We start from the raw sequence: 25,600 nt of genomic DNA on the forward strand, positions 1-25,600 counted from the left end.
CGGCTCAGGGCGGCTCAGCCGTCGGCGAGCAGGCGCAGGCGGTCGGCGGAGGGGGAGCCCGGGTCGGCGTGGTAGACCACGATGAGCTGACGGGCCCGCGGGCGGAGCAGCTTCTCGTAGCGCAGCTCCAGGTCGCCGACGACCGGGTGGCGCAGCAGGGTGTGGCCGGTGTCGCGGCGGCGGACCTCGCGGCGCGCCCACAGGGCGGCGAACCGCTCGCTGGCGAGGGTGAGTTCGCCGATGGTCTCCAGGAGGGCGGGATCGGGGTCCTCCACGTCGAGCATGGCGCGCAGACCGGAGACCGCCTTGGCGGTCATCTCGTCCCAGTGCGGGTACAGCGCGCGCATCCCCGGTTCCAGAAAGGCGGCGCGCAGCGGGTCGGACCCCACGGCGAAGAACGGGCACAGCAGCACCGCCAGGCGGTTCGCCGCGACCACCCGGCCGCCGGTGCCCTGCGCGTAGGCGGGAGTGTCCGGCCAACTGTCCAGGAGCGCCTGCGGGGCGTCCTGCTCGGTACGCGCGCGTATGCGGCGTCGGCTCCGGGGTGCGGACGCCGTACGGGCGAGGCGGTGGAGATAGGCGACCGCGTCCTCGTCGAGCCGCAGCGCGCCCGCGAGCCCGGCGAGGATCTGGTCGGAGGGATTGAGATTGCGGCCCTGCTCCAGGCGCAGGTAGTACTCGGGACTGATCCCGGCGAGCTGCGCGACCTCCTCGCGGCGCAGCCCGGGCACCCGGCGGCGGCTCCCCGCGGGCAGCCCCGCCTCCTCCGGACCGATCCGGGCGCGCCGGGCCCGCAGGAACTCGCCCAGGGTGTCTGCCATGTCGTGCGTCACGCCTTCGACGCTAACCGCTCGCGTCAGCCGGTCAGCAGTCCGAGACGGAGCAGGCTCTCGCCGGTGGCCACGACAGCCTCCTCGTTCGAGCGCGGGGACCAGCCCAGCTCCTCGCGGGCTCTGGCGTGGGAGGCCCTGCGCACGACGCCCAGTTGCGGCACCGTCTCGCGCAGCGCCGGACGGACCGTGGCGAGCAGCCGCAGCAGCCAGGCGGGGGCGGTCTTGGTGGGCGTCCGGTCGGCGGCGGCGCCGAGCCCGGCACGCAGCGCGGCGGCGATCCCGTGGAACGAGACCGGCTCGCCCGCCAGCGCGAGATAGCGCTTCCCGGCGGCCTGCGGAGCCGTCATGGCACGCACATGGAGATCGGCCACGTCCCGCACGTCGACCGTGTTGGTCCACAGGGGCGGCGCCACCCGCATCCCGCCGGTCAGCATGGTGTGCACGATCCGGATGGAGGCGGCGTAGTCCGGACCCAGCACCGGTCCGAAGATCCCCACCGGGTTGATCACGGTCAGCTCCAGCCCGCCGCCCTCGCTGCCGACGAAGTCCCAGGCGGCCCGTTCCGCGAGCGCCTTGGACTTGACGTACGGGGTGACGTCCGCGCCGGAGGGGTCCGTCCAGTCGTCCTCGGTGAACACGCGCGCGGTACGGCCGTGTCCGTAACCCACCGCCGCGAACGACGAGGTCAGCACGGTGCGCCGGACACCGGCGGCGCGGGCGGCGCGCAGCACGCGCAGCGCTCCGTCGCGGGCTGGGACGATCACCTCGTCCTCGTCGCGCGGCTGGGTCGCGGGGAAGGGGGACGCCAGGTGCAGGACGTGCTCGGCGCCCGCCACGGCCCGGTCCCAGCCCTCGTCCGAGCCGAGGTCCGCCACCACGCACCGCACACCGTCCCGTCCCGGCGCCCCGGCGGCGGCGAGCATCCGGCCGACCTCGGGCTCGCGGCCGGGGGAGCGGACCGTGGTGGTGACGGTGTGCCCGGCCGTCAGGAGCCGGGCGATCGTGTGGGCGCCGAGGAATCCGGTGCCTCCGGTGACGAGTACATGTGCCATGGCCTCAGGGTCGCGGGAGCGGTCGGTGGGCTCCAGATCCCGTGGATACCAGTACTCGCGGGGACAGGATCGGGGTGCCGGGGGTGGCGGGGGTGCGGGGTGCCGAGGGTGGCGGGGCGTCTGGGGTGATCGAGGGGCCGCGTGCTGGTCCAAGATCCGGTGCTGGCACGCTGGCCCTGCCCGATCCGTTCGGCCGAGAGGTGAGTGTCTTCGTGAGCACCGGCAGCTACTACGAGCCCATCGACGAGCACCGCTACAAGCCCACCGCGCACACCGGTGGCGCCTGGGACACCGACGAACAGCACTTCAGCCCGCTGGGCGGTCTCGTCGTCCACGCCATCGACCGCCACCTGGCGGGGCGTCCGGACAGCGGTCTGGTCCCGTCGCGGATCAGCTTCGACATCCTCGGGCGCCTGGCGCTCGACGAGTGCGAGATCCGGGTGGAGGTGATCAGGCCCGGGCGCACCATCGAGCTGGTCGAGGCCGTCGTACTCATCGCCGGGCGGCCCGTCGTGCGCGGTCGCGTGTGGTTCCTCGCGGCCGGTGACACGGCGGCGGTGACCGGGGGCGGGCCCGAACCGCTCACCCCGCCCGACGCGCTCGCGCCCTGGCCGATGGCCTCCCTCTGGCCGGGCGGCTACATCGCCTCCATCGACGTGCGCCCGGTCGCGTCCCCGCGCCCCGGCCGCGCGACCGTCTGGATCCAAAGCGGGCTCGACCTCGTCGCCGGACAGCCCGCGAGCCCCCTCGCCTCCTACGTCGCCCTGGTGGACACCGCCAACGGCATCGCCGTCCGTCAGCCGCCCACCGAGTGGATCTTCCCCAACGTCGACCTGACGCTCCACCTCCACCGCACCCCCGAGGGTCCCTGGACCGGGCTCGACACCTCGGTGACCTTCGGTCCCACGGGCCAGGGCGTGACCAGCACGGTCCTCCACGACCTCCACGGCCCGGTCGGGCACGCCCAGCAGATGCTGACGGTGCGGCCGGTCGGCGGGGGCGGGCGGTAGTCGAGGGGCGGCCGGTAGCCGAGGGGCGTGCGGGGCTCGCTCGGCGGCGCCGTTTTCACCCCGGGTGACGCTTGACACGAAAATCGAACATCCATTCTGATGGAAGCTCGGGCGAGGCTTCTGGCGGGTGTTTCGTGGTGGTTCGGATAGAAACATCCCCCAGTTATCCACAGGCCGGACCGACGTCGGGGCGCATTGTCAGTGGCAGGCGTTAGCGTCTTTGACGTGAAGCGATCGACTCAAGCAAACCGGGTGGAACCCATGGCAGGAACCGACCGCGAGAAGGCGCTCGACGCCGCGCTCGCACAGATTGAACGACAATTCGGCAAGGGCGCTGTCATGCGCATGGGCGAGCGGTCGATGGAGCCCATCGAGGTCATCCCCACCGGGTCGACCGCTCTCGACGTCGCCCTCGGCGTCGGCGGCCTGCCGCGCGGCCGTGTCGTGGAGATCTACGGCCCCGAGTCCTCCGGCAAGACGACCCTGACCCTGCACGCCGTGGCCAACGCCCAGAAGGCGGGCGGCCAGGTCGCCTTCGTGGACGCGGAGCACGCCCTCGACCCCGAGTACGCGAAGAAGCTCGGCGTCGACATCGACAACCTGATCCTCTCCCAGCCCGACAACGGCGAGCAGGCGCTCGAGATCGTGGACATGCTGGTCCGCTCCGGCGCCCTCGACCTCATCGTCATCGACTCCGTCGCCGCGCTCGTCCCGCGTGCGGAGATCGAGGGCGAGATGGGTGACAGCCACGTCGGTCTCCAGGCCCGTCTGATGAGCCAGGCGCTCCGGAAGATCACCAGCGCGCTCAACCAGTCCAAGACCACCGCGATCTTCATCAACCAGCTCCGCGAGAAGATCGGCGTCATGTTCGGCTCGCCGGAGACCACGACCGGTGGCCGCGCGCTGAAGTTCTACGCCTCGGTGCGCATCGACATCCGCCGCATCGAGACCCTGAAGGACGGCACCGAGGCGGTCGGCAACCGCACCCGCTGCAAGGTCGTCAAGAACAAGGTCGCCCCGCCCTTCAAGCAGGCCGAGTTCGACATCCTCTACGGCCAGGGCATCAGCCGCGAGGGCGGTCTGATCGACATGGGCGTGGAGCACGGCTTCGTGCGCAAGGCCGGTGCCTGGTACACGTACGAGGGCGACCAGCTCGGCCAGGGCAAGGAGAACGCGCGCAACTTCCTCAAGGACAACCCCGACCTGGCCAACGAGATCGAGAAGAAGATCAAGGAGAAGCTGGGCGTCGGCGTCCGTCCCCAGGAGCCCGCTGCCGAACCCGGCGCGGACGCGGCGGTCACCCCCGCTGCCCCCGCCGACACCAAGGCGGCCCCGGCGGCCAAGGCCACCAAGCCCAAGGCCGCCGCAGCCAAGAGCTGATCCATGACGCGCCGAACCGAGTGGGCCGAGCACGAGTACGCCTCCCCCGGTGCCCCACGGGGGAGGGGCATCGGGGGCGACTCCGCCTCCGCGAGAGCCGGAGACGACCAGGGGTACGGGCCGGGATACGGGGACGAGGCGTACGGGGGCCGTGGTCACTCGACCGGTGACCACGACCACGGGGAACACGGGGAGTACGTGGCCCAGGGGCACGGGGGCCATGGGGACGACGGGTACGGCGGGCGCGGCGACGCGTCGTACGACCGGCCCGGCCAGGACGGCCCGGACCCGACCGGCGACCGCCGGGGCCCCGCCAAGCGGCGTGGCCGACGGCGCCGCTTCGGGGACCCGGGCGGTGAGACCGAGGACTCCCTCTCCTCGTCGAGGGCCGAGCGGGGGGAGTCCTCGGCGGACCCGGCCGAGCGGGCGCGGAACATCTGTCTGCGCCTGCTCACCGGTACGCCGCGCACCCGCAAGCAGCTCGCGGACGCCCTGCGCAAGCGGGAGATCCCCGAGGAGGTGGCCGACGAGGTGCTGTCGCGGTTCGAGGAGGTCGGACTGATCAACGACAGTGCCTTCGCGGACGCCTGGGTGGAGTCACGGCACCACGGCCGGGGGCTCGCCCGCCGCGCCCTCGCCCGGGAACTGCGCACCAAGGGCGTCGACTCGGCGCTGATCGACGAGGCGGTGGGGCAGCTCGACTCCGAGCAGGAGGAGGCGACCGCCCGCGACCTGGTGGACCGCAAGCTGCGGGCGACCCGGGGCCTCGACCGCGACAAGCGGCTCCGCCGCCTGGCCGGGATGCTCGCCCGCAAGGGCTACCCCGAGGGCATGGCCCTCCGCGTCGTCCGCCAGGCGCTGGAGGAAGAGGGGGAGGACACGGAGTTCCTGGAGGGCGAGGGCTACTGAGGGGCGCTTGCGGCGAAGGGGTTCCGAGGAGCCCGGGGGAGGGCAGCGGCTTTCGGTCACGGCGCCGCGTCCCTCCAAGGACCCCGGCGCCGGACCCACTGCCCGGTGCCGCGTCCTTCCACGGACCTCGGCGCCGGACCAACCGCCCGGTGCCGCCGCCCTGCCAGAGCGCCCTGGCGCCGGACCAACCGCCCGCTCCCTCAGCCCTCCGGCGACTCCACCGGCAGCCCCGCCGCACGCCACGCCTGGAAGCCGCCCACCACGTCCGTCGCCCGGTGCAGTCCGAGCTGGTGGAGGGAGGCGGCGGCCAGGCTGGAGGCGTAGCCCTCGTTGCAGAGGACCAGGAAGCGTACGTCGTGACCGGTGGCCTCGGGGAGACGGTGGCTGCCGCGGGGGTCGAGCCGCCACTCCAGTTCGTTGCGCTCGATGACGAGGGCGCCCGGGATCAGTCCGTCCCGCTCGCGCAGCGCCGCGTACCGGATGTCGACCAGCAGGGCGTCGCCCTGGCGCGCCGCCTCGTACGCCTCGTGGGCTTCCACGCGCCGGTAGCCGTCGCGCACCCGCTCCAGCAACTCGTCGATGCCGACGGGATGTTCGTCCGTGCCGGGACGGCTGTCGCTCACTGCCAGTCCTCCGGGAGTTCCACCTGCTCCAGGCGCAGTACCTGACCCGAGCGACTGTAGCGGCGGATGCGCGGCAGCGGCGGGTAGTAGGCGTGCACCGAGACGGCGTGCCGGTCGGGGGACTCGTTGAGCACCTCGTGCACATGATGGCGGCCGAAGGCGCGGCCCTGTCCGGCCGCCAGCAGGCGTTCGCGGTCGACGCCGTCGGTGAGTTCCAGGGTGCGCCAGCCGTCGGTGGGGAGCCGGGCGGCCAGCGCGTTCTCCTTCAGCTCACCCGAGGCGGTGAGGAAGGCGCCGATGGAGTCGGCGTGGTCGTGCCAGCCGGTTCCGGTGCCGGGCGGCCAGCCGATCAGCCACGCCTCGCTGCCGCCGGGACCCGTCAGCCGCACCCAGGTGCGTCCCTCGGGGTCGAGCGGAAGCGAGGCGATCAGCTCCGCGTCGGCGGCCGTGCGCCGCACGAAGTCGAGCAGTTCCGCCTGCGTCGGAGCGGCAGCCGCAGCCGTAGCCGGAGCGGCCGGGGGCGCAAGCGGGGAAGAGGACACGGGGGAGACAGACACGTGCACCGTCCTGAAAAGAGTTCGCCGAACGGGCGCACGGCGGCGCCCGGAGAAAGGGAATGCGAATTCAGCAGGACGGACGACACACGCAGCCCGCGTAGCGGACGAGGTCCATATGGACCCTCCGCCACAGGCGCGCACAGGTGTCGGTCACGATCCGGAGTACAGCACGCGGCCGGACCCCGAATCAATCCATGGTCACCATGTGGACAGGGCGGAAGTACGTGACGCCGGAGCGTTCCGGCGCACGGTCAGCGCGCGGCCGAACCCGCCCGCGCCTCCTCCCTCACCTCGTCCTCCTCCACTTGCCCGGCGCCCCCGAGCGTGGCCTCCGCCGCCGCGTACAGGTCGGCCGGGCGGACCCCGCTCAGCGCGGTGACCAGATGACCGTCGGGGCGGACGAGCAGCACGCTGTGCGCGGGCGCGCCCGGGTACTCCTCGGCGACGAGCAGTTCCGCCCGGTGCGGCAGCGCGGTCACGGCGGCCGCAAGCCGGGGCATCACCCCGGCCGACATCCAGTGCTTGCGGTCCCACACCCCCGTGCCCGGAGCGATCAGCACGACCAGCAGCGCGCCCCGGCCGAGCCGGTCGCGCAGCCGGACGAACGAGCCGTCCTCCGCCGTCACCCGCACATCGGTGACCACGGCGCCGGGCTCGGTGCCGACCGGGATCTCGCCCTCCAGATGGCGGGGCGCGAGCGGCGAGGCGGTGTACGCCCCCGGTTCGCCGAGCGCGCCGCGCCCGAGGTGACCGTCGGCGAGCAGTGTGTCCTGGCTTCGGGTCGCGCCGGGCACGTAGGCGCGCAGCCCGCCCCCGCCGCGCAGCACCGGCAGCAGTTGGTCGGCGGCGCGCAGCCGGGCGGCGACGACCGCGCGCCGTTCGGTCTGGTAGCTGTCGAGCAGGTCCTCGTGCGGACCGAGGTGCCAGGCGGTGGCGAGCTTCCAGGCGAGGTTGTCGGCGTCCCGCAGCCCCTCGTCCAGCCCCTGGGTGCCGAGCGCGCCGAGCAGATGGGCCGCGTCCCCGGCGAGGAAGACCCACCCCGCGCGCCAGCGCCGGGCCAGCCGGTGGTGCACGGTGTGGACGCCGGTGTCGAGCAGGTCGTACGCCGGGACGGAACCGCCGGTCCAGCCCGCGAGGGTCTCGCGGACGCGGGTCACCAGCAGGTCGGGCGTGACCAGCTCCTTGCCCGGGGGCAGCAGCCAGTCCAGCCGCCACATGCTGTCGGGCAGCGGACGGGCCGTGACCTCCGAGCAGGCGGGACCGGACGTGCGCCACGGGGGCGTGCGGTGCAGCAGCGCGCGCCCCTCCCAGGGGAGTTCGACGCGCAGCGCGGCGACCGCGTGCCGCTCCACCGCCGTACGGCCGGGGAAGCGGATGTCCTGGAGCTTGCGGACCGTGGAACGGGGACCGTCGCAGCCCACCAGGTAACTGCCGCGCCACCAGGTGCCGTTGGGACCACGGGTGTGCGCGGTGACACCGGAGCGCTCCTGCTCCAGGGAGTCGAGACGGCTGTCCACGGCCACCTGGACCAGGGGCTCGTCGGTGGCCGCGGCTCGCAGCGCGCCGGTGAGGACGTGCTGGGCGATGTGCAGCGGCGCGGGTTCGTCCCGTTCGAAGTCGGTCTCGCCCACCACCTGCCGACGGCGCATCGCCCGCCAGCCGGTCCACCTCGCCCCGAGCGCGTCGGCGGGCACCGAGGTGAGCCGTTCCACCAGCGCGGCGGTGTCCTCGCGCAGGACGACGGTGCGCGCGAGACGGGATTCGTCCTTGCCCGGGCCCTCGTCCAGGACGACGGACGGCACCTCCTGACGTGCCAGCGCCAGGGCGAGCGTGAGCCCCACGGGCCCCGCTCCGACGATGATCACCGGGTCCACGGCGCGACGCCCCCTGCCCACAGCGGTGCCCTGACGGACTCGGACGAACAGGAAGGTGAAGCGGGGTGCACGATCACAGAACGTATGCAACCCATTGGCAGAGTATGCGTCAAGTGACCGGGGCCCGTGGCGATCACACCCTCAAGGATCGGGCACCGGCGGCGTGTCCGCAACACGGCGGGGCGGTGACGTCTCCGTCACCGCCCCGCCCGTGAAACGCGTGTGACGCCAGGTCAGATCGCGTTGCCCCCGTCGATGACGTCGACCGTCTCCTTGGCCAGCACCGTGCCCGTGCCGCGCTTGCTGCGCCGCAGCCGCCGCTCCAGCCAGGCGGCGAACGAGGTGAGTACGAAGTTGAGGACGATGTAGATGATCGCCACCACGACGAAGCTCTGGATCACGTTCGCGTAGTTCGCCGCGAGCGTGCTGCGCGCGCTGAGGAGTTCCGCGAACTGGAGCATGACGCCGCCGAGCGCGGTGTCCTTCACGATGACGACGAGCTGGCTCACGATGGCCGGGAGCATCACGGTGACCGCCTGCGGCAGCAGGATGCCCGCCATGGTCTGGCCCTTGCGCAGCCCGATGGCGTACGCCGCCTCCGTCTGGCCCTTCGGCAGGGCGAGGATGCCGGCCCGGACGACCTCGGCGAGCACCGAGGCGTTGTAGAGCACCAGACCGGTGACGACGGCGTACATCGGGCGTTCGTCGCTCGCGATGCCGGTGGAGCGTACGTACAGCTCGTTGGCGAACAGCATCAGGAGCAGCACCGGGATCGCCCGGAAGAACTCCACGACCACGCCGACGGGTATCCGCACCCAGCGGTGGTCCGACATGCGGGCGATGCCGAGCACCGCGCCCAGGGGCAGCGCGATGACCATGGACAGCGCGGCCGCCTCCAGCGTGCTGCCGAGACCGGGCAGCAGATAGGTCGTCCACGCCTGGGAGGTGGTGAAGGGCTGCCACAGGCTCCACTTGAGCTGGCCCTTGTCGTCCATCTTGGCCACGGCCCACCAGGCAGCCAGCCCGAGGAGGACGAAGAACAGGACGGAGACGACCACATTGCGCACCTTGGCGCGCGGGCCGGGCGTGTCGAAGAGGACGGAACTCATCGCTTCACCGCCAGTCGCTTGCCGAGCCAGCCGAGGAGCAGGCCGGTGGGCAGGGTCAGGACCACGAATCCGAGGGCGAAGACGGCACCGATGGCCAGGGTCTGCGCCTCGTTCTCGATCATCGTCTTCATGAGGGTGGCGGCCTCGGCGACGCCGATGGCGGCCGCGACCGTGGTGTTCTTGGTGAGGGCGATCAGCACGTTGGCGAGCGGGCTGATCACCGACCGCAGGGCCTGCGGCAGCACGATGATCCGCAGAGTCTGGGTGAAGCTCAGCCCGATCGCGCGGGCCGCCTCCGCCTGTCCGACGGGCACGGTGTTGATGCCGGAGCGGATCGCCTCGCAGACGAACGCGGCGGTGTAGGCGGTCAGACCGAGCACGGCCAGCCGGAAGCCCTGGATCTTGAAGTCCTCGGTGCCCATGGTGACGCCGAAGATGTCGGCGAGGCCGAGCGAGGTGAACAGGATGATGATCGTCAGCGGGATGTTCCGGACGATGTTGACGTAGGCGGTGCCGAAGCCGCGCATCAGAGGGACGGGGCTGACCCGCATGGCGGCCAGCAGGACGCCCCAGACCAGGGAACCGACGCCGGAGAAGACGGTGAGCTGCACCGTCGTCCAGAACGCCCCCAGGACGTCGTAGCCTTCAAGAAAGTCGAACACGTTCTCCCGCGCTTCCGGGTGTGTGGCGTAGGGGTGGGTCGGCCCGCGCCGCCGTCCGGGAAGCGGTGGACGGCGGCGCGGGCCGGGGGACCGTGCGGGGCCTGCCCGGTCCTCGCGTCCGCGGCGACGGGACTACTTGACGATCTGGCCGATCTTCGGCGCGGGCTCGTTCTTGTAGGCCGAGCCGAAGTTCTTCGCCACGGCCTTGTCCCAGGACTTGTCGGAGACCATCTGCTCCAGCGCCTTGTTGATCTTGTCGACGGTCGCGGAGTCGCCCTTCTTGACGCCGATGCCGTAGTTCTCGTTGCTGAGCTTGAGCCCGGTGAGCTTGAACTGGCCCTTGTACTTGTCCTGCGCGGCGTAGCCCGCGAGGATCGAGTCGTCCGTGGTCAGCGCGTCCACGGAGCCGCTCTGCAGACCGGCGAGGCACTCCGAGTAGCCGGGCAGGTTGCGCAGGTTGGCCTTCGGCGCGATCGACTTCTGGACGTTCTGCGCCGAGGTCGAACCGGTCACGGAACACAGCCGCTTGCCGTTGAGGTCCGTGCCCTTGCTGATCTTCGAGTCCTTCTTCACCAGCAGGTCCTGGTGGGCCAGCAGGTACGGACCGGCGAAGTCCACCTTCTGCTTGCGCTCGTCGGTGATGGAGTAGCTCGCCGCGATGAACTTGACGTCACCGCGCTGGAGCGCGTTCTCGCGGTCGGCGCTCTTGGTCTCCACCCACTCGATCTGGCTGGGCTTGTAGCCGAGCTGCTTGGCCACGTAGGTGGCCACGTCCACGTCGAAACCGGAGAAGGATCCGTCGGGCTGCTTCAGACCGAGACCGGGCTGGTCGTACTTGATGCCGATCTTGATCTTGCCGCCGCCGCTGCCCGAGGAACCGGCGTCGTCCTTCTTGTCGCCGCCGCACGCGGTGGCGGTCACGGCGAGAGCGAGCACGACGGCCGAGGCGGCGGTGACCTTGCGGAGCTTCATGGTGGACATCCTTTGCGTGATGCGTGAGGGAGAGAACGAGGTCCGTGCGGGCGCGGTCGGCCCGGCGGGCGGCCCGAGTGGCGTGGGCTGCCCGGTGATCAGTGGGTGCGTCCGGCTCGACACGGCGTCCGATCGGTGACGCGTTCCGGTCAGTTCAGTGACGTGTCTGGTCAGTTCGGTGACGCGTTCCGATCGGTTCGGTGGCGCGTTCCGGTCAGTGGTGCAGGATCTTCGACAGGAAGTCCTTGGCGCGGTCGCTGCGCGGATTGCTGAAGAACTGCTCCGGCGCCGCCTGTTCGACGATGCGGCCGTCGGCCATGAAGACCACGCGGTTCGCGGCCGAGCGCGCGAAGCCCATCTCGTGGGTGACCACGATCATGGTCATGCCCTCGCGGGCCAACTGCTGCATGACCTCCAGGACCTCGTTGATCATCTCGGGGTCCAGGGCCGAGGTGGGCTCGTCGAAGAGCATCACCTTCGGGTCCATCGCCAGCGCGCGGGCGATGGCGACCCGCTGCTGCTGACCGCCGGACAACTGCGCGGGGTACTTGTCGGCCTGGGTGCCCACGCCGACCCGGTCGAGCAGGGCGCGGGCCTTCTCCTCGGCCTGCTTGCGGTCCGCCTTGCGGACCTTGATCTGGCCCAGCATCACGTTCTCGAGCACGGTCTTGTGCGCGAAGAGGTTGAAGGACTGGAACACCATCCCGACGTCCGCCCGCAGCCGGGCGAGCGCCCTGCCCTCCTGGGGCAGCGGCTTGCCGTCGATCGTGATCGAGCCGGAGTCGGTCGTCTCCAGGCGGTTGATGGTGCGGCACAGTGTCGACTTGCCGGACCCGGAGGGCCCGATCACCACGACGACCTCGCCGCGGGCGATCGTCAGGTCGATGTCCTGGAGCACGTGCAACGCGCCGAAGTGCTTGTTGACGCTCTTCAGGACGACCAGGTCGTCAGTGGCGGCCGCGTCCTGCTTGGCCACCGATACTTCGGTCATCGCTCTCGGGCTCCGTCCTCCTCGGTTTCCGGTGGACCTTAGTGAGGCGCGGCGACCAGCGTCATCACATCTGAGGGGAATCTGAGCATCACGATCCGATAGCAATCGGACACGTGTCGTAGCACTTGCCCTCAGTGTGAATATCGGCCGGATAACGGAAGCAGCGGGCAACCCGAACGCTCTTGACGCCGTCCTGGTCCATCGGCATCACTGCCATGGTGCACGCGTGCGTGCACCGCGTGACAACCGCACGCGAACCATGACCGTACGCACAACGAACCGGAGGGGGCCGGGATGAGACTGCTGCTCGTCGAGGACGACGACCACGTCGCCGCAGCCCTGTCCGCCGTCCTCACCCGGCACGGCTTCCACATCACCCACGCGCGCAGCGGCGAGGAGGCCCTCCAGGCGCTGGTCCCCGACAGCGAGTGCTTCGGCGTGGTCCTGCTCGACCTCGGACTGCCCGACCAGGACGGATACGAGGTCTGCGGCAAGATCCGCAAGCTCACCGCCACCCCGGTCATCATGGTCACCGCCCGCTCCGACGTGCGCTCCCGCATCCACGGGCTCAACCTCGGCGCCGACGACTACGTGGTGAAGCCGTACGACACCGGCGAACTGCTCGCCCGCATCCACGCCGTCAGCCGCCGCACCGTCCAGGAGGACCCGGCGACCGGCGCCGAGAGCACCGCCCTGCTCCTTGGTCCGGTCCGCATCGAACTGCCCACCCGGCAGGTCAGCGTCGGCGGCGCGGTCGTCCAGCTCACCCGCAAGGAGTTCGACCTGCTCGCCCTGCTCGCGCAGCGGCCCGGCGTGGTGTTCCGGCGCGAGCAGATCATCAGCGAGGTCTGGCGCACCAGTTGGGAAGGCACCGGCCGCACGCTGGAGGTCCATGTGGCGTCGCTGCGCTCCAAGCTCCGGCTGCCCGCGCTGATCGAGACCGTACGGGGCGTCGGCTACCGGCTCGTCGCCCCTGCCGGATAGCGGGCAGGGGTGCGCGCCCGGCTCCTGCCGCTGCTCATCGTCCTGATGGCGGCCGTCCTGCTCTCCCTCGGCGTGCCGCTCGCCGTCAGCCTGGCCGCGGCCGAGCAGCAGAAGGTGGTCGTCGACCGCATCGACGACACCGCGCGCTTCGCCGCGCTCGCCCAGTTCGTCACCGACGCGCCCCGGGGCGGTCGCGCCGCCGTGCCCGACGAGCGCCTGGAGACGCTCCAGCGCGAACTGGACAGCTACTACGACGTCTACGGCATCCGGTCCGGTGTCTTCTACCGCAGCCGTACGGCCATGGGCAGCGCCCCGGCTCACTGGCGCATACCGCGCACGGGCGAGCTGGGTGCCGCCTTCGACGAGGCGCTGCTCAGCAGGCGCAGCCACGACCCCGGTCAGGCGTGGCCATGGCAGCACAGCCGACTGGTCGTGGCCTCACCGGTCATCCGGGACGGGGACGTGGTCGCCGTCGTGGTCACCGACTCGCCCACCGACCAGATGCGGGCGCGCACCCTGCGCGGCTGGCTGCTCATCGGGGCGGGGGAGATCGCCGCGATGCTCCTGGCCGTCGGGGCCGCGCTGCGGCTGACCGGCTGGGTGCTGCGACCCGTACGAGTCCTGGACGCCACCACCCACGACATCGCCACCGGGCGCCTGAAGTCCCGCGTGGCAGCCGCCGGAGGACCGCCCGAACTCCGGCGCCTGGCGCACTCGTTCAACGAAATGGCGGACAACGTCGAGGACGTCCTCGAACAGCAGCGCGCCTTCGTCGCCGACGCCTCCCACCAACTGCGCAACCCGCTCGCTGCCCTGCTGCTGCGCATCGAACTCCTCGCGCTCGAACTCCCCGAGGACAACGAGGAGATCGCCTCCGTCCGCACCGAGGGCAAGCGGCTCGCCCAGGTCCTGGACGACCTCCTCGACCTGGCGCTCGCCGAGCACGCCGAGGCGGACCTCCGGCTGACCGACATCGGCGCGCTGGCCGAGGAGCGGGTCGCGTCCTGGACCCCGACCGCCCGCGCCAAGGGGGTACGGCTGACCGGCGACTGCCCGCCCACGACCGCCTGGACCGACCCGATCGCCCTCTCCAGCGCGCTGGACGCGGTGATCGACAACGCTGTGAAGTTCACCCCCGAGGACGGCGAGGTGCGGGTCACCGTCTCCTCCCGAGGCGACCTCTCCACCGTCGTCGTCACCGACACCGGACCCGGCCTCACCGAGGACGAACTCGCCCGCGTGGGCGACCGCTTCTGGCGCAGTGGCCGTCACCAGAACGTCAAGGGCTCCGGTCTCGGTCTCTCCATCAGCCGCGCCCTGCTGGCGGCGGCGGGCGGCGGCATCGGCTACGGGCACCACGAGCCGGGAGGTCTGCGGGTGACGGTCACGGTGGCGCGGAACCGTTGAGCGGCGCAGCGCTGCCGGAGGGACGCCGGGGCGTTGCCTCAGTCCCGTCAGGTCTTGGCGGAACCTCCTTTGTCACTCGCCGCCGAGCCCGTCAGGGCTTGACGGACCGGTAGTAGCGCCGCGCCCCCTCGTGCAGGGCCAGCGGGTCGGTGTAGATGGCGGTGCGCAGGTCGACCAACTGCGCGGAGTGCACGCGTTCCCCGATGCGGTCACGGCTCTTGATCACCGTACGGGTCACCCACTCGGTGAGCCGGGGATCCATGTCCTTGCGGGTCACCAGCAGGTTGGACACCGCGATCGTGGCCACCGTGGCGCCCCGCTGCACCGACGGGTACGCCGACTCCGGCATGTTGGTCGTCCGGTAGTAGCGCGACGCCTCCCCCTCGCTGTGCAGCTTGCCGACGAGCTTGCCGTCGATGGGCACGAACCGGAACGCCCACTTCTTCGCGAGCCCCGACAGCCCCTTCGTCGGCAGACCGCCCGACCAGAAGAAGGCGTCCACCGTGCCGTCCCGCAGCAGGTCCGGTCCGTTGTCTATCCCGGCGGACACCGGGGTGATGTCCTTGTGCGGGTCGATGCCGGCGGCGCGCAGCACGCGCTCGGCTATCAACTGGACCCCGGAGTCCTTCAGCCCCGTGGCCACCCGCTTGTGCCGCAGGTCCGCCACACTGGTGATCTTGGAATCGTCGGCCACGACGAGCTGGACGTAGTCGTCGTAGAGCCGGGCCACTCCGCGCAGTTGGTCCGCCTTCGCAGGGTTCTTCAGCTCGTAGGACTGCACGGCGTCGGCGGCGGCGATGGTGAAGTCCGCCTCGCCGTCCGCCACCCGGCGGACGTTCTCCTGCGAACCGGCGCTGCTCCGCAGCTCCACCCTCAGCCCGGGCATGTCCTTGGCCAGCGCGCTGCGCAGATGTTCCCCGTACTCCTCGTACACCCCCCGGGAGGTGCCCGTGCTGAAGACGACCTTGCCGGTGGGCGGTTCGTCACCGAGGGGCAGCAGCCACCACGCCAGGAGCCCGAGGACCACGACTCCGACGGCCGTGCCCCACAGGACGGGCCGCCGGCCGGGCACGGGGAACGTTGTGGACATGCCGCCGATCCTGCCAGCCCGGACGGCGGCCTCGCCAGAGCCCTGGGAGCACCTGTGGACAACTCCACGGGACCGCTCCGGAGGCCCTGTGGACAACTTCGGGCGCTGTCGGTGGCGGCTAGAGTCGCCCGCATGAGCACCTCTCCCGCCCGCCTCGTCCGCGAGTTCCACCACGCCTTCGGCCTCGACGCCCGCGAGACCCCCACCGAGGTCTCCCCGCAACTGGCCGCACACCGTGGAGAACTGCTCGCGGAAGAGGCGGCCGAGGTGGCGGAGGTCTCGGTCGAGGGCCCGCTGGACCACCTCGCGCAGGAACTGGCGGACGTGGTCTACGTCGCCTACGGCACCGCACTGGTCCACGGCATCGACCTCGACGAGGTCATCGCCGAGATCCACCGCGCCAACATGAGCAAGCTCGGCCCCGAAGGACAGGTCCTCCGCCGCGAGGACGGCAAGGTTCTCAAGGGCACCCACTACCGCGCCCCGGACGTCTCGGCGGTGCTGCGCCGCCAGGGGTGGACGCCCGAGGGCGCCTGACGCGGGCCCGTGCGAGCACTGCGATGGCGGCCCTCGCGGAGCGCCTACCCTTGATGCATGACCAGCAGCAGCGACCGGAGCCCCGTGGTGGACGTTCAATCATCGAAGACGTATGAAATCCGCACCTACGGGTGTCAGATGAACGTCCACGACTCCGAGCGGCTGTCCGGCCTGCTCGAGGACGCCGGGTACGTGCGGGCGCCCGAGGGGGCCGACGGCGATGCCGACGTGGTCGTCTTCAACACGTGCGCGGTGCGTGAGAACGCCGACAACCGGCTGTACGGCAACCTCGGCCGGCTCGCGCCGCGCAAGGCGTCGCGGCCCGGGATGCAGATCGCGGTCGGCGGGTGCCTCGCGCAGAAGGACCGCGACACCATCGTGAAGCGGGCACCGTGGGTCGACGTCGTCTTCGGTACGCACAACATCGGCAAGCTGCCCGTGCTGCTGGAGCGCGCCCGCGTCCAGGAGGAGGCGCAGGTCGAGATCGCGGAGTCGCTGGAGGCGTTCCCCTCCACGCTGCCGACCCGGCGCGAGAGCGCGTACGCGGCATGGGTGTCGATCTCCGTCGGCTGCAACAACACCTGCACCTTCTGCATCGTCCCGGCGCTGCGCGGCAAGGAGAAGGACCGCAGGACCGGAGACATCCTCGCCGAGATCGAGGCGCTGGTCGCCGAGGGCGTCAGCGAGATCACGCTGCTCGGGCAGAACGTCAACGCCTACGGCTCCGACATCGGTGACCGCGAGGCGTTCAGCAAGCTGCTGCGCGCCTGCGGCAGCGTCGAGGGTCTGGAGCGCGTCCGCTTCACCTCCCCGCACCCCCGCGACTTCACCGACGACGTGATCGCCGCCATGGCCGAGACGCCGAACGTGATGCCGCAGCTCCACATGCCGCTGCAGTCCGGCTCGGACACGGTGCTCAAGGCCATGCGCCGCTCCTACCGCCAGGAGCGCTACCTCGGGATCATCGAGAAGGTCCGCGCCGCCATCCCGCACGCCGCCATCACCACCGACATCATCGTGGGCTTCCCCGGCGAGACCGAGGAGGACTTCGAGGAGACGCTGCACGTCGTGCGCGAGGCCCGCTTCACGCAGGCGTTCACCTTCCAGTACTCCAAGCGGCCCGGCACCCCGGCCGCGACCATGGAGGACCAGATCCCCAAGGAGGTCGTGCAGGCGCGCTACGAGCGTCTTGTCGCCCTCCAGGAGGAGATCTCCTGGGAGGAGAACAAGAAGCAGGTCGGCCGCACCCTGGAGCTGATGGTCGCGGAGGGCGAGGGACGCAAGGACGGCGCCACCCACCGGCTGTCCGGCCGCGCCCCCGACAACCGCCTGGTCCACTTCACCAAGCCGGACGAGGAGGTCCGCCCCGGCGACATGGTCACCGTCGAGGTCACCTACGCCGCCCCGCACCACCTCCTCGCCGAGGGCCCCGTCCTCGCCGTGCGCCGCACGCGCGCGGGCGACGCCTGGGAGAAGCGCAACGCCGCCGAGACCGCCCAGCAGCCCGGCGTGATGCTCGGTCTGCCCAAGATCGGTGTCCCCGAGCCGCTTCCGGTCGCGGCGGGCGGCTGCGGCTGCGACTGACCCGGACCTGACGCGCCCGGGCGCCTGACCCCAGGCGCCCCGCCGACACGCGGTGGCCCCGGCCCGGACACCCCCGGACCGGGGCCACCGGCACACCCCGGCCATGACGGATTCGCCCGCGTCCGGGGTTACGCTGCCGATCATGCTTGTCGCAGCCGCCGTCTGCCCCTGCCCGCCCCTGCTCGTCCCCGAGGTCGCCTCGGACGCCGCACCCGAACTGGACGCCGCGCGCGCCGCCTGCGCGGACGCGCTGGGCGTCCTCGCCGCCGCCCGCCCGGACCGGCTGATGATCGTCGGTCCCGACGACCGCGGCGGGCTCTACGCGCAGGGCACGCCGGGTTCCTTCCGCGGCTTCGGCGTCGACCTGGCCGTACGGCTCGGTCCCGACGCGGACGCCGCACCCACCGACCCCGAGCTGCCGTACTCGCTCGCCGTTGCCGCCTGGCTGCTGGAGCGCTGCGGCTGGGCCGAGTCCCCGGTCGAGGGCGTCGGCGTACAGGACACCCTCACGCCCGAGCGGTGCGCCGCGCTGGGCCGCGTGATCGGCGCCGAGGACGGCCGGACGGCCCTGCTGGTGATGGGCGACGGCAGCGCCCGCCGCACGGTGAAGGCGCCCGGCTACCTCGACGAGCGCGCCGCCCCCTTCGACGCGCAGGCCGCCCGCGCCCTCGCGGCGGCCGACCCGGCGGCCCTCACCGCCCTGGACGCCGGGCTCGCCCGCGAACTGAAGGCTTCCGGCCGTGCCCCCTGGCAGGTCCTCGCCGGAGCGGCCGACGGCGCGGACCTCGGGGGCACCCTGCTGTACGACGACGCCCCCTACGGCGTCGGGTACCTGGTCGCCTCCTGGAGCTAGGGCCGGACAGGCTCTAATGCCGGGTCGTCAGGGCTTCGGAGGGGTCTGGGCGCCGCCCTCGCCCGGCTTCTGCTCGTCCTGCCGCCCGAGCCGCTCCACGGCCTCCTTCGCCTTGTCCGTACCGGTGTGGATCTTGTCGCTGTACTTTCCCTTGGTCCGCTCGTCGACGAGGTGGGCGGCCTTGTCGATCCCGTCCTGCACCTTGTCGCCGTGCTCGCGGGCGAGGTCCGCCGCCTTCTCCTTGGCCGTGTCGAGACCGGCCTTCACGTTGTCGAACAGACCCATGATCCACCTTCCGAAAACACCCAATTGCGCGTGATGCGCCTGCTTGCGGGGGAACGTTTACCCGTGCTCACCGCGTGTCACACCCCGCATCCACTCGGGACTCGCATCCCACCCGCCGCCCTCGAAGCGTCACGCGTGAGAGGCCAGGCCCAGGGTTTGCGAAACTGGTGCGGTGAGCAGTGCACCCCGCGCCCCCCGTGTCATCGCCGTCGTCGGACCCACCGCGGCCGGAAAATCCGATCTCGGCGTCTTCCTGGCCCAGCAGTTGGGCGGCGAGGTCATCAACGCCGACTCCATGCAGCTCTACCGGGGCATGGACATCGGCACCGCCAAGCTGACCGAGGAGGAGCGCGGCGGCGTACCGCACCACCTCATGGACATCTGGGACGTGACGGTCACCGCCTCCGTCGCCGAGTACCAGAAGCTCGCCCGCGCGCGGATCGACGCGCTGCTCGCCGAGGGCCGCTGGCCCGTCCTGGTCGGCGGCTCGGGTCTCTATGTGCGCGGCGCCATCGACAACCTGGAGTTCCCCGGCACCGACCCCGAGGTCAGGGCCCGCCTGGAGGAGGAGCTGACCCTGCGCGGACCCGGCGCCCTGCACGCGCGCCTGGCCGCCGCCGACCCCGACGCCGCCCGCGCCATCCTGCCCGGCAACGGCCGCCGCATCGTCCGCGCGCTGGAGGTGATCGAGATCACCGGCAAGCCCTTCACGGCCAACCTCCCCGGCCACGACTCGATCTACGACACCGTTCAGATCGGCGTCGACGTCGCCCGCCCCGAGCTGGACGAGCGCATCGCGCGCCGTGTCGACGTCATGTGGGAGGCAGGGCTCGTGGACGAGGTGCGCGCGCTGGAGGCGCGGGGGCTGCGCGAGGGCCGTACGGCGTCCCGGGCGCTCGGTTACCAGCAGCTTCTGTCGGCGCTGAGCGGGGAGTGCACCGAGGACGAGGCGCGCGCCGAGACCGTGCGCGCCACCAAACGCTTCGCGCGCCGCCAGGACACCTGGTTCCGCCGCGATCCCCGGGTGGAGTGGCTGAGCGGCGCGGCGGCGGACCGCGGGGAACTCCCTGAGCGGGCGCTCGCCCTGGTCGAACGACCGGTTACAGCCTGATCACGTCATGGCATCGGGATGCGCCGCCGGTCAACGCGGCCATCGGCGCCGTGCCATCATCGAGCTTCGATCGACCAGTGGAAGTCCTAGTTGGGAGGGCGCGTGGCGATGGAGGCCGGCCCTCGTGACACCGCACCAGGCACCGAGCACGTCACCACCGACGGTGACGGGCCGGACCGGGGCGAGGACCGTCTGACCGACGACGGACCCGAGGACGTGGCGGGCGGCGTGACCGCCGACGGACCCACGCCCGAGGAGATGTACGCGAGCGGTCCGGAGGTCGAGGTCGAGCTGCGGCCGCAGCGGCGGCTGCGCATCTGGCAACTGGCGCCCATCGTCGGCCTGGCCGCGGTCGGCTCCCTGATGTTCGCCTTCCCGCTCGCCTTCGACTTCGGCGACAGCGGCGCGGTGATCGCCATGCTGGGTCTGCTGATCTGCTCGTGCGCGGCAGGCTGGGGCATGATGGCCGCCCGCCGCGTCGGCTACACCTGGCCGGGTCTGCCCGCGCGCGGCTCCGGCCACCGCCCGGACTGGCGGGTCGTGCTCGCCTACGCGCTCGTGGTCGCGGTCGTCGCCGTCCTCGCCGTGTGGCGGGTGGCCCGGCTGCGCTGAGCGCGCCTTCTGGCAGGCGGCAGGGCGTTGTCCACAGGTTTCACCGGAGCGGCGGCGCCTTGTCCACAGGGTGGCGGCCCGCACAACGGCCTCGCGCGTGACGCCGTACGATCGAATCCATGAGCACGCGGATCGCCTTCCTCAAGGGCCACGGCACCGAGAACGACTTCGTGATCGTTCCGGACCCCGACAACGCCCTCGACCTGTCCCCGGCCGCCGTCGCCGCCCTGTGCGACCGCCGCGCCGGTATCGGGGGTGACGGGGTGCTGCACGTGGTGCGGTCCGCCGCCCACCCCGAGGCCAAGGACATGGCCGACGAGGCCGAGTGGTTCATGGACTACCGCAACGGCGACGGCTCGATCGCGGAGATGTGCGGCAACGGCGTCCGTGTGTTCGCGCGCTACCTCCAGCACGCCGGACATGTGGGCGCAGGTGACCTCGCGATCGCCACACGCGGCGGGGTGAAGCGCGTCCACATCGACAAGGCCGCCTCCCTCGACGGCCAGGGCGACATCACCGTGGGCATGGGCCGCGCGAGCCTCCCCGAGGGCGAGGTCACGGTGACCGTCGGCGAGCGGAGCTGGCCCGCGCGGAACGTCAACATGGGCAACCCGCACGCCGTCGCCTTCGTGGACGAGCTGGACCACGCGGGCAACCTGTACACCGCGCCGCCGGTGAGTCCCGCCGGCGCCTATCCCGAGGGCGTCAACGTCGAGTTCGTGGCCGACCGCGCCCCCCGCCACGTCGCCATGCGCGTGCACGAGCGCGGCTCCGGCGAGACCCGCTCCTGCGGCACCGGCGCCTGCGCCGTCGCCGTGGCCACCGCCCGCCGCGACGGCGCCGACCCCGCCGTGACCGGTCTCCCGGCGACCTACACCGTGGACGTCCCCGGCGGCCGCCTGGTCATCACCGAGCGGCCCGACGGAGAGATCGAGATGACGGGCCCCGCCGTGATCGTCGCCGAGGGCGAGATCGACGCCGCATGGCTGGCGAACGCACTCGGCTGACCAGGCCGTACCCCGGCCCCGGCGTCTCGGTACGCCGGGGCGGCAACGGTTGCGCGACCGGCCCGGTTCGAAACCGCGGGCGACTTCAGGCCAGGTGGCGCAAATCTCAAACCTCATTTCCATCGCTCGAATGGGTGATCCGTTTCACGCTCGGCGGGAGGCGGTCGGCCGCGCGTGATGGGCTCGGTAGCATCAAGCACCGGCACGGACGGGGGAACGTCGCCATACCTGAGCCGCGTACGCCCTGCAGCCCCGTCCACCGGTCCACGAGCCGGAGGTGCCCATGAGTGCGGAGGCCACAAACCCTGCGACCGCCGGCCCGGTAGCGCCCACAGCGCCCACCGTGGCCCGCAGGAAGTCCCGGCCACGGATCGACCTGCGCCGCCTCGGCCGGGCCGCGCTGCTGGGTCCCGCCACCCGGGGCAAGCTCCCGGCCGCCATCGGGCACGTGGCCGAGGCGCACCGCGCCCACCACCCCGACGCCGACCTCGGCCCGCTGCGTCGCGCCTATCTGCTCGCGGAGTCCTCGCACCGCGGCCAGATGCGCAAGAGCGGCGAGCCGTACATCACCCACCCCCTCGCCGTCACCCTGATTCTTGCTCAACTCGGCGCCGAGACGACCACGTTGGTCGCCTCCCTGCTCCACGACACCGTCGAGGACACCGAGGTGACGCTGGACCAGGTGCGGGAGCAGTTCGGGGAGGAGGTCCGCTACCTGGTCGACGGCGTCACCAAACTGGAGAAGGTCGACTACGGCGCCGCCGCCGAGCCCGAGACCTTCCGCAAGATGCTCGTTGCCACCGGCAACGACGTACGCGTGATGTCGATCAAGCTCGCGGACCGCCTGCACAACATGCGCACCCTCGGCGTGATGCGCCCCGAGAAACAGGCGCGCATCGCCAAGGTCACCCGAGACGTCCTCATCCCGCTCGCCGAACGCCTCGGTGTGCAGGCGCTCAAGACCGAGCTGGAGGACCTGGTCTTCGCCATCCTCCACCCGGAGGAGTACCGGACCGTCAGAGAGCTGATCGCACAGAACGCCGCCCGCGCCGACGACCCGCTGGAAGAGATCGCCGAAGAGGTCCGCGCGGTGCTGCGCGAGGCCGACATCCCCGCCGAAGTCCTCATCCGCCCCCGGCACTTCGTCTCCCTGCACCGCGTCAGCCGCAAGCGCGGCGAACTGCGCGGCACCGACTTCGGCCGGCTGCTCGTCCTCGTGAACGAGGACGCCGACTGCTACGGCGTCCTCGGCGAACTGCACACCTGCATGACGCCGGTCGTCTCGGAGTTCAAGGACTTCATCGCCGTACCCAAGTTCAACCTGTACCAGTCGCTGCACACCGCCGTCGCCCGCGCCGACGGCCAGATCGCCGAAGTCCTCATCCGCACCCACCAGATGCACCGCACCGCCGAGGCGGGCGTGATCGCGCTCGGCAACCCCTACACGGCGCCCGAGGAACAGGCGGCGGCCGACGGCGAGCGCGTCGACCCCACCCGCCCCGGCTGGCTCTCCCGCCTCCTCGACTGGCAGCGCGCCGCGCCCGACCCCGACACCTTCTGGTCCACCCTGCGCGAGGACCTCGCCCAGGACCGCGAGATCACCGTCGTCCGCCCCGACGGCGGCACCCTGGGGCTGCCCGAGGGCGCCACCTGCGTCGACGCCGCCTACGCGCAGTACGGCGACGACGCCCACGCCTGCATCGGCGCCCGCGTCAACGGCCGCCTCGCCCGGCTCAGCACCGTCCTGCACGACGGCGACACCGTGCAGCTCCTCATGGGCCAGGACCCCGCCTCCGAGCCCTCCCGCGAATGGCTGGAGCACGCCCACACCCCGGCCGCGCGCATCGCCATCCAGCGGTGGCTCGCGGCCCATCCCGGCGACGACACGCCGTCCGCCGAAGCACAGGCTCCCGCCGAAGCACAGGCTCCCGCCGAGGACGCGGCTCCCGGGCGCCCCACCGCCGGTGCCCCCGCCGAGCCTCCGCCGGGCGCCGACGTGATCGCGGACATGCCCGGAGCCGCCGTACGGCTCGCCGGGTGCTGTACGCCCGTGCCGCCCGACGACATCAAGGGCTTCGCCGTGCGCGGGGGAGTGGTGACCGTCCACCGCGCCGAGTGCGCCGTGGCGGAGCGCATGAGGGAGCGGGGGCGCACGGAGGTCGGCGTGCGCTGGGGGGACAGCGCCGGATGCCGGGTCACCCTGGTCGCTGAATCGTTCGGCCGCCCGCATCTGCTGGCCGACCTCACCGAGGTGATGGCCCTGGAAGGCGCCGAGATCATCTCCGCCACCGTCGCCCCGCCCACCGAGCAGCGCGTCCACCACAGCTACACGCTCCAACTCCCCGACGCGGCACGGCTCCCGGCGCTGATGCGCGCGATGCGCGACGTGCCGGGGGTGTACGACGTGAACCGGGCACAGGGACCCGCCTCCTGAGCGCCGGGACGCGCGCCCTGAGCGCGCGGCGTGCCTCGGGTCCGCCTCCGCCACGAGCCGCGCGCCGGAGCCCGACTCCGCCGACCACGGGGCTGTTCCTGGGCCACGGACGCAACCCGATCGGGTGGGCCGGGCGCGCGCCGTCGCCGTGGCGCGGTGGCGCGCTGGTAGCGGTGGGGCATGTCGTTCAACCTCCACCCGCGTCCGATCCCCGGCCTCCGTCGCGTACGCCGCTCCACGGCGGGACTGCTCGCCTCCGCCGTCGCGGTCTGCCTGGTCGCCGCCGGAGCCCCCGCCGAACCCCTGGGCGTCGGCGACCGGCTCTACCCGACCCTGGGCAACCCCGGCTACGACGTGGCGTCGTACGACCTCGCCTTCACCTACTCCGGCCGCAACGACAAGCCGCTGAGCGCCGTCACCACCATCCGGGCCCGGACGACCGCCACGCTCGACCGCCTCAACCTCGACTTCGCCCACGGCACCGTCGAGTCCGTCCAGGTCGACGGGCGCCCGGCCGCGTTCACCGGCGCGGGGGAGGACCTGGTCGTGACCCCGGACCACCCGCTGCCGCTGGGGAGCTGGACCCGGATCACCGTGCGGCACACCAGCGACCCGGTCGCCGCGAAGGACCAGGAGGGCGGCTGGGTGCGCACCACGGACGGCCTCGCCATGGCCAACCAGGCCGACGCCGCGCACCTGGTCTTCCCGTGCAACGACCACCCGTCCGACAAGGCGATGTTCACCTTCCGGATCACCGCCCCGAACGACTACACGGCCGTGGCCAACGGACTGCCCACCGGCACCGCCCGGGGCACCCGCACCACCACCTGGTCCTACCGCTCCGCGCATCCCATGGCCACCGAACTCGCCCAGGTGTCCATCGGCCGCTCCACGGTCGTCCACCGCAAGGGCCCGCACGGTCTGCCGGTGCGCGACGTCGTCCCCACCGCCGACCGCAAGACCCTCGAACCCTGGCTCGCCAGGACACCCGGCCAGATCGCCTGGCTGGAGAGCAAGGTCGGCCCGTACCCCTTCGAGACCTACGGCGTGCTGATGGCACAGGCCAGCACCGGGTTCGAGCTGGAGACCCAGACCCTCTCCCTGTTCGAGAAGGGCATCTTCACCGAGCCCGCCTACCCGAAGTGGTACATCGAGTCGGTCATGGTGCACGAGCTGTCCCACCAGTGGTTCGGCGACAGCGTCAGCCCCCGCACCTGGTCCGACGTGTGGCTGAACGAGGGGCACGCCACCTGGTACGAGGAGCTGTACGCCCAGGAGAAGGCGGACCGGCCCATGGCGGACCGGATGAAGGCCGCCTACGGCGCCTCCGACCGCTGGCGCGAGGCCGGCGGCCCGCCCGGACGCCCCAAGCCGCCCGCCCCCGGCCAGAAGATCGGCATCTTCCGCCCCAACATCTACGACGGCGCCGCGCTCGTCCTCTACGCCCTGCGCCAGGAGATCGGCCGCGCCGCCTTCGAGCGCCTGGAGAAGGTCTGGGTCCAGCAGAACCGGGACTCCAGCGTCGGCACCGCCGACTTCGTCCGGCTCGCCTCCTCGATCGGCGGCCGCGACCTGAGCGGCTTCTTCCAGGACTGGCTCTACGGCGCGAAGACCCCGCCGATGCCCGGCCACCCGGACTGGAAGCCGGCCGCTCCCGCCCCGGCCAAGGGCGCCGGAGGACCCAAGGGCGGCGCCTGAGCCCTGGAGCCGCGCAGTGTGCCTTC

General features: G+C 72.0%; 25 protein-coding genes. 13 read left to right on the top strand and 12 right to left on the bottom strand.

Annotation, left to right across the window (positions count from 1 at the left end):
- Window positions 1–14: 14 nt before the first annotated feature.
- Together IF655_RS10270 and IF655_RS10275 are read right to left on the bottom strand one after the other, a co-directional pair.
- Window positions 15–821 carry a helix-turn-helix domain-containing protein gene (locus IF655_RS10270; protein ID WP_206775696.1) on the bottom strand — a complete coding sequence of 269 codons (807 nt, stop codon included), beginning with the start codon at window positions 819–821 and terminating at the stop codon, window positions 15–17.
- A gap of 35 nt (window positions 822–856) precedes the next feature.
- Entirely contained in the window at window positions 857–1,885 is a 1,029-nt protein-coding gene (locus tag IF655_RS10275; protein ID WP_199583827.1) for an NAD-dependent epimerase/dehydratase family protein, read from the bottom strand.
- Between the two features lie 212 nt (window positions 1,886–2,097).
- Here IF655_RS10275 and IF655_RS10280 point away from each other — a divergent pair, with 212 nt between their 5' ends.
- The 3 genes from IF655_RS10280 (at window position 2,098) to recX (ending at window position 5,184) form a co-directional block, all read left to right on the top strand.
- Window positions 2,098–2,895 (top strand): thioesterase family protein, encoded by a 798-nt coding sequence (locus IF655_RS10280; protein WP_199583828.1) that lies wholly within the window; start codon window positions 2,098–2,100, stop codon window positions 2,893–2,895.
- A 261-nt stretch (window positions 2,896–3,156) separates the two neighbouring features.
- Window positions 3,157–4,275, top strand: coding sequence for a recombinase RecA (gene recA / locus IF655_RS10285; protein WP_199583829.1), 1,119 nt, complete (start codon window positions 3,157–3,159; stop codon window positions 4,273–4,275).
- A 3-nt stretch (window positions 4,276–4,278) separates the two neighbouring features.
- On the top strand, window positions 4,279–5,184 hold the full coding sequence (gene recX, locus IF655_RS10290) for a recombination regulator RecX (protein ID WP_199583830.1): 906 nt from the start codon (window positions 4,279–4,281) through the stop codon (window positions 5,182–5,184).
- Between the two features lie 200 nt (window positions 5,185–5,384).
- On the opposite strand, the gene IF655_RS10295 is transcribed toward recX, so the two are convergent.
- The 8 genes from IF655_RS10295 to IF655_RS10325 form a co-directional block, all read right to left on the bottom strand.
- Window positions 5,385–5,807 (bottom strand): rhodanese-like domain-containing protein, encoded by a 423-nt coding sequence (locus IF655_RS10295; RefSeq protein ID WP_199583831.1) that lies wholly within the window; start codon window positions 5,805–5,807, stop codon window positions 5,385–5,387.
- Window positions 5,804–6,349, bottom strand: coding sequence for a cysteine dioxygenase (locus tag IF655_RS10300; protein WP_199584240.1), 546 nt, complete (start codon window positions 6,347–6,349; stop codon window positions 5,804–5,806). Before IF655_RS10300 ends, IF655_RS10295 begins: the two co-directional genes overlap by 4 nt.
- An 82-nt stretch (window positions 6,350–6,431) precedes the next feature.
- Complete coding sequence (locus IF655_RS31770; RefSeq protein WP_309506048.1) at window positions 6,432–6,479, bottom strand: hypothetical protein; 48 nt, start codon at window positions 6,477–6,479, stop codon at window positions 6,432–6,434.
- A gap of 136 nt (window positions 6,480–6,615) precedes the next feature.
- Entirely contained in the window at window positions 6,616–8,238 is a 1,623-nt protein-coding gene (locus IF655_RS10305) for an FAD-dependent monooxygenase (protein ID WP_199583832.1), read from the bottom strand.
- Window positions 8,239–8,471: 233 nt separating this feature from the next.
- Window positions 8,472–9,347 (bottom strand): amino acid ABC transporter permease, encoded by an 876-nt coding sequence (locus tag IF655_RS10310; RefSeq protein WP_199583833.1) that lies wholly within the window; start codon window positions 9,345–9,347, stop codon window positions 8,472–8,474.
- Window positions 9,344–10,009, bottom strand: a complete 666-nt coding sequence (locus IF655_RS10315; protein ID WP_199583834.1) for an amino acid ABC transporter permease — start codon at window positions 10,007–10,009, stop codon at window positions 9,344–9,346. The genes IF655_RS10310 and IF655_RS10315 overlap by 4 nt, the downstream gene beginning before the upstream one ends.
- A gap of 132 nt (window positions 10,010–10,141) precedes the next feature.
- Window positions 10,142–10,981 (bottom strand): glutamate ABC transporter substrate-binding protein, encoded by an 840-nt coding sequence (locus IF655_RS10320; RefSeq protein WP_199583835.1) that lies wholly within the window; start codon window positions 10,979–10,981, stop codon window positions 10,142–10,144.
- Window positions 10,982–11,195: 214 nt separating this feature from the next.
- Window positions 11,196–11,972, bottom strand: coding sequence for an amino acid ABC transporter ATP-binding protein (locus IF655_RS10325; RefSeq protein WP_199583836.1), 777 nt, complete (start codon window positions 11,970–11,972; stop codon window positions 11,196–11,198).
- Window positions 11,973–12,266: 294 nt separating this feature from the next.
- On the opposite strand from IF655_RS10325, the gene IF655_RS10330 reads away from it, so the two are divergent.
- Together IF655_RS10330 and IF655_RS10335 are read left to right on the top strand one after the other, a co-directional pair.
- A complete protein-coding gene (locus tag IF655_RS10330; protein WP_199583837.1) occupies window positions 12,267–12,956 on the top strand; it encodes a response regulator transcription factor in 690 nt (229 codons plus the stop codon).
- A 9-nt stretch (window positions 12,957–12,965) separates the two neighbouring features.
- Complete coding sequence (locus IF655_RS10335; RefSeq protein ID WP_199583838.1) at window positions 12,966–14,363, top strand: HAMP domain-containing sensor histidine kinase; 1,398 nt, start codon at window positions 12,966–12,968, stop codon at window positions 14,361–14,363.
- A gap of 91 nt (window positions 14,364–14,454) precedes the next feature.
- Here IF655_RS10335 and IF655_RS10340 read toward each other — a convergent pair whose 3' ends face one another.
- Window positions 14,455–15,453 carry a TAXI family TRAP transporter solute-binding subunit gene (locus tag IF655_RS10340; protein WP_199583839.1) on the bottom strand — a complete coding sequence of 333 codons (999 nt, stop codon included), beginning with the start codon at window positions 15,451–15,453 and terminating at the stop codon, window positions 14,455–14,457.
- A gap of 132 nt (window positions 15,454–15,585) precedes the next feature.
- On the opposite strand from IF655_RS10340, the gene IF655_RS10345 reads away from it, so the two are divergent.
- From IF655_RS10345 to IF655_RS10355, 3 genes are all read left to right on the top strand, one after another.
- Complete coding sequence (locus tag IF655_RS10345) at window positions 15,586–15,990, top strand: MazG nucleotide pyrophosphohydrolase domain-containing protein (RefSeq protein ID WP_199583840.1); 405 nt, start codon at window positions 15,586–15,588, stop codon at window positions 15,988–15,990.
- A 57-nt stretch (window positions 15,991–16,047) separates the two neighbouring features.
- Complete coding sequence (gene miaB, locus IF655_RS10350; RefSeq protein WP_199583841.1) at window positions 16,048–17,574, top strand: tRNA (N6-isopentenyl adenosine(37)-C2)-methylthiotransferase MiaB; 1,527 nt, start codon at window positions 16,048–16,050, stop codon at window positions 17,572–17,574.
- A gap of 142 nt (window positions 17,575–17,716) precedes the next feature.
- Entirely contained in the window at window positions 17,717–18,427 is a 711-nt protein-coding gene (locus tag IF655_RS10355) for a class III extradiol dioxygenase subunit B-like domain-containing protein (protein WP_199583842.1), read from the top strand.
- Window positions 18,428–18,454: 27 nt separating this feature from the next.
- On the opposite strand, the gene IF655_RS10360 is transcribed toward IF655_RS10355, so the two are convergent.
- Window positions 18,455–18,712 carry an antitoxin gene (locus IF655_RS10360; RefSeq protein WP_199583843.1) on the bottom strand — a complete coding sequence of 86 codons (258 nt, stop codon included), beginning with the start codon at window positions 18,710–18,712 and terminating at the stop codon, window positions 18,455–18,457.
- A 172-nt stretch (window positions 18,713–18,884) separates the two neighbouring features.
- On the opposite strand from IF655_RS10360, the gene miaA reads away from it, so the two are divergent.
- The 5 genes from miaA (at window position 18,885) to IF655_RS10385 (ending at window position 25,574) form a co-directional block, all read left to right on the top strand.
- On the top strand, window positions 18,885–19,823 hold the full coding sequence (gene miaA, locus IF655_RS10365) for a tRNA (adenosine(37)-N6)-dimethylallyltransferase MiaA (protein WP_199583844.1): 939 nt from the start codon (window positions 18,885–18,887) through the stop codon (window positions 19,821–19,823).
- A gap of 108 nt (window positions 19,824–19,931) precedes the next feature.
- The gene (locus IF655_RS10370) at window positions 19,932–20,435 is read left to right on the top strand and encodes a hypothetical protein (protein WP_199584243.1); all 504 of its coding nucleotides are present in this window, start codon (window positions 19,932–19,934) and stop codon (window positions 20,433–20,435) included.
- A 119-nt stretch (window positions 20,436–20,554) separates the two neighbouring features.
- Window positions 20,555–21,442, top strand: coding sequence for a diaminopimelate epimerase (dapF, locus tag IF655_RS10375; RefSeq protein WP_199583845.1), 888 nt, complete (start codon window positions 20,555–20,557; stop codon window positions 21,440–21,442).
- 283 nt (window positions 21,443–21,725) lie between these two features.
- Window positions 21,726–23,876 carry a bifunctional (p)ppGpp synthetase/guanosine-3',5'-bis(diphosphate) 3'-pyrophosphohydrolase gene (locus tag IF655_RS10380; RefSeq protein ID WP_199583846.1) on the top strand — a complete coding sequence of 717 codons (2,151 nt, stop codon included), beginning with the start codon at window positions 21,726–21,728 and terminating at the stop codon, window positions 23,874–23,876.
- Window positions 23,877–24,056: 180 nt separating this feature from the next.
- Window positions 24,057–25,574: a M1 family metallopeptidase gene (locus tag IF655_RS10385; protein ID WP_199583847.1), complete on the top strand. Its 1,518-nt coding sequence runs from the start codon at window positions 24,057–24,059 to the stop codon at window positions 25,572–25,574.
- Window positions 25,575–25,600 lie beyond the last annotated feature (26 nt).

Source organism: Streptomyces sp. DSM 110735 (assembly GCF_016482685.1).
Classification (GTDB): Bacteria; Actinomycetota; Actinomycetes; order Streptomycetales; family Streptomycetaceae; genus Streptomyces.

What these genes read in the sequence shown, in the direction of transcription:
- IF655_RS10270 (WP_206775696.1), bottom strand. Translation starts at nt 821, where the DNA reads ATGGCAGACACCCTGGGCGAGTTCCTGCGGGCCCGGCGCGCCCGGATC.
- IF655_RS10275 (WP_199583827.1), bottom strand. Translation starts at nt 1,885, where the DNA reads ATGGCACATGTACTCGTCACCGGAGGCACCGGATTCCTCGGCGCCCAC.
- recA (WP_199583829.1), top strand. Translation starts at nt 3,157, where the DNA reads ATGGCAGGAACCGACCGCGAGAAGGCGCTCGACGCCGCGCTCGCACAG.
- recX (WP_199583830.1), top strand. Translation starts at nt 4,279, where the DNA reads ATGACGCGCCGAACCGAGTGGGCCGAGCACGAGTACGCCTCCCCCGGT.
- IF655_RS10310 (WP_199583833.1), bottom strand. Translation starts at nt 9,347, where the DNA reads ATGAGTTCCGTCCTCTTCGACACGCCCGGCCCGCGCGCCAAGGTGCGC.
- IF655_RS10320 (WP_199583835.1), bottom strand. Translation starts at nt 10,981, where the DNA reads ATGAAGCTCCGCAAGGTCACCGCCGCCTCGGCCGTCGTGCTCGCTCTC.
- IF655_RS10325 (WP_199583836.1), bottom strand. Translation starts at nt 11,972, where the DNA reads ATGACCGAAGTATCGGTGGCCAAGCAGGACGCGGCCGCCACTGACGAC.
- IF655_RS10330 (WP_199583837.1), top strand. Translation starts at nt 12,267, where the DNA reads ATGAGACTGCTGCTCGTCGAGGACGACGACCACGTCGCCGCAGCCCTG.
- IF655_RS10340 (WP_199583839.1), bottom strand. Translation starts at nt 15,453, where the DNA reads ATGTCCACAACGTTCCCCGTGCCCGGCCGGCGGCCCGTCCTGTGGGGC.
- IF655_RS10345 (WP_199583840.1), top strand. Translation starts at nt 15,586, where the DNA reads ATGAGCACCTCTCCCGCCCGCCTCGTCCGCGAGTTCCACCACGCCTTC.
- miaB (WP_199583841.1), top strand. Translation starts at nt 16,048, where the DNA reads ATGACCAGCAGCAGCGACCGGAGCCCCGTGGTGGACGTTCAATCATCG.
- IF655_RS10355 (WP_199583842.1), top strand. Translation starts at nt 17,717, where the DNA reads ATGCTTGTCGCAGCCGCCGTCTGCCCCTGCCCGCCCCTGCTCGTCCCC.
- IF655_RS10360 (WP_199583843.1), bottom strand. Translation starts at nt 18,712, where the DNA reads ATGGGTCTGTTCGACAACGTGAAGGCCGGTCTCGACACGGCCAAGGAG.
- IF655_RS10370 (WP_199584243.1), top strand. Translation starts at nt 19,932, where the DNA reads ATGGAGGCCGGCCCTCGTGACACCGCACCAGGCACCGAGCACGTCACC.
- dapF (WP_199583845.1), top strand. Translation starts at nt 20,555, where the DNA reads ATGAGCACGCGGATCGCCTTCCTCAAGGGCCACGGCACCGAGAACGAC.
- IF655_RS10380 (WP_199583846.1), top strand. Translation starts at nt 21,726, where the DNA reads ATGAGTGCGGAGGCCACAAACCCTGCGACCGCCGGCCCGGTAGCGCCC.
- IF655_RS10385 (WP_199583847.1), top strand. Translation starts at nt 24,057, where the DNA reads ATGTCGTTCAACCTCCACCCGCGTCCGATCCCCGGCCTCCGTCGCGTA.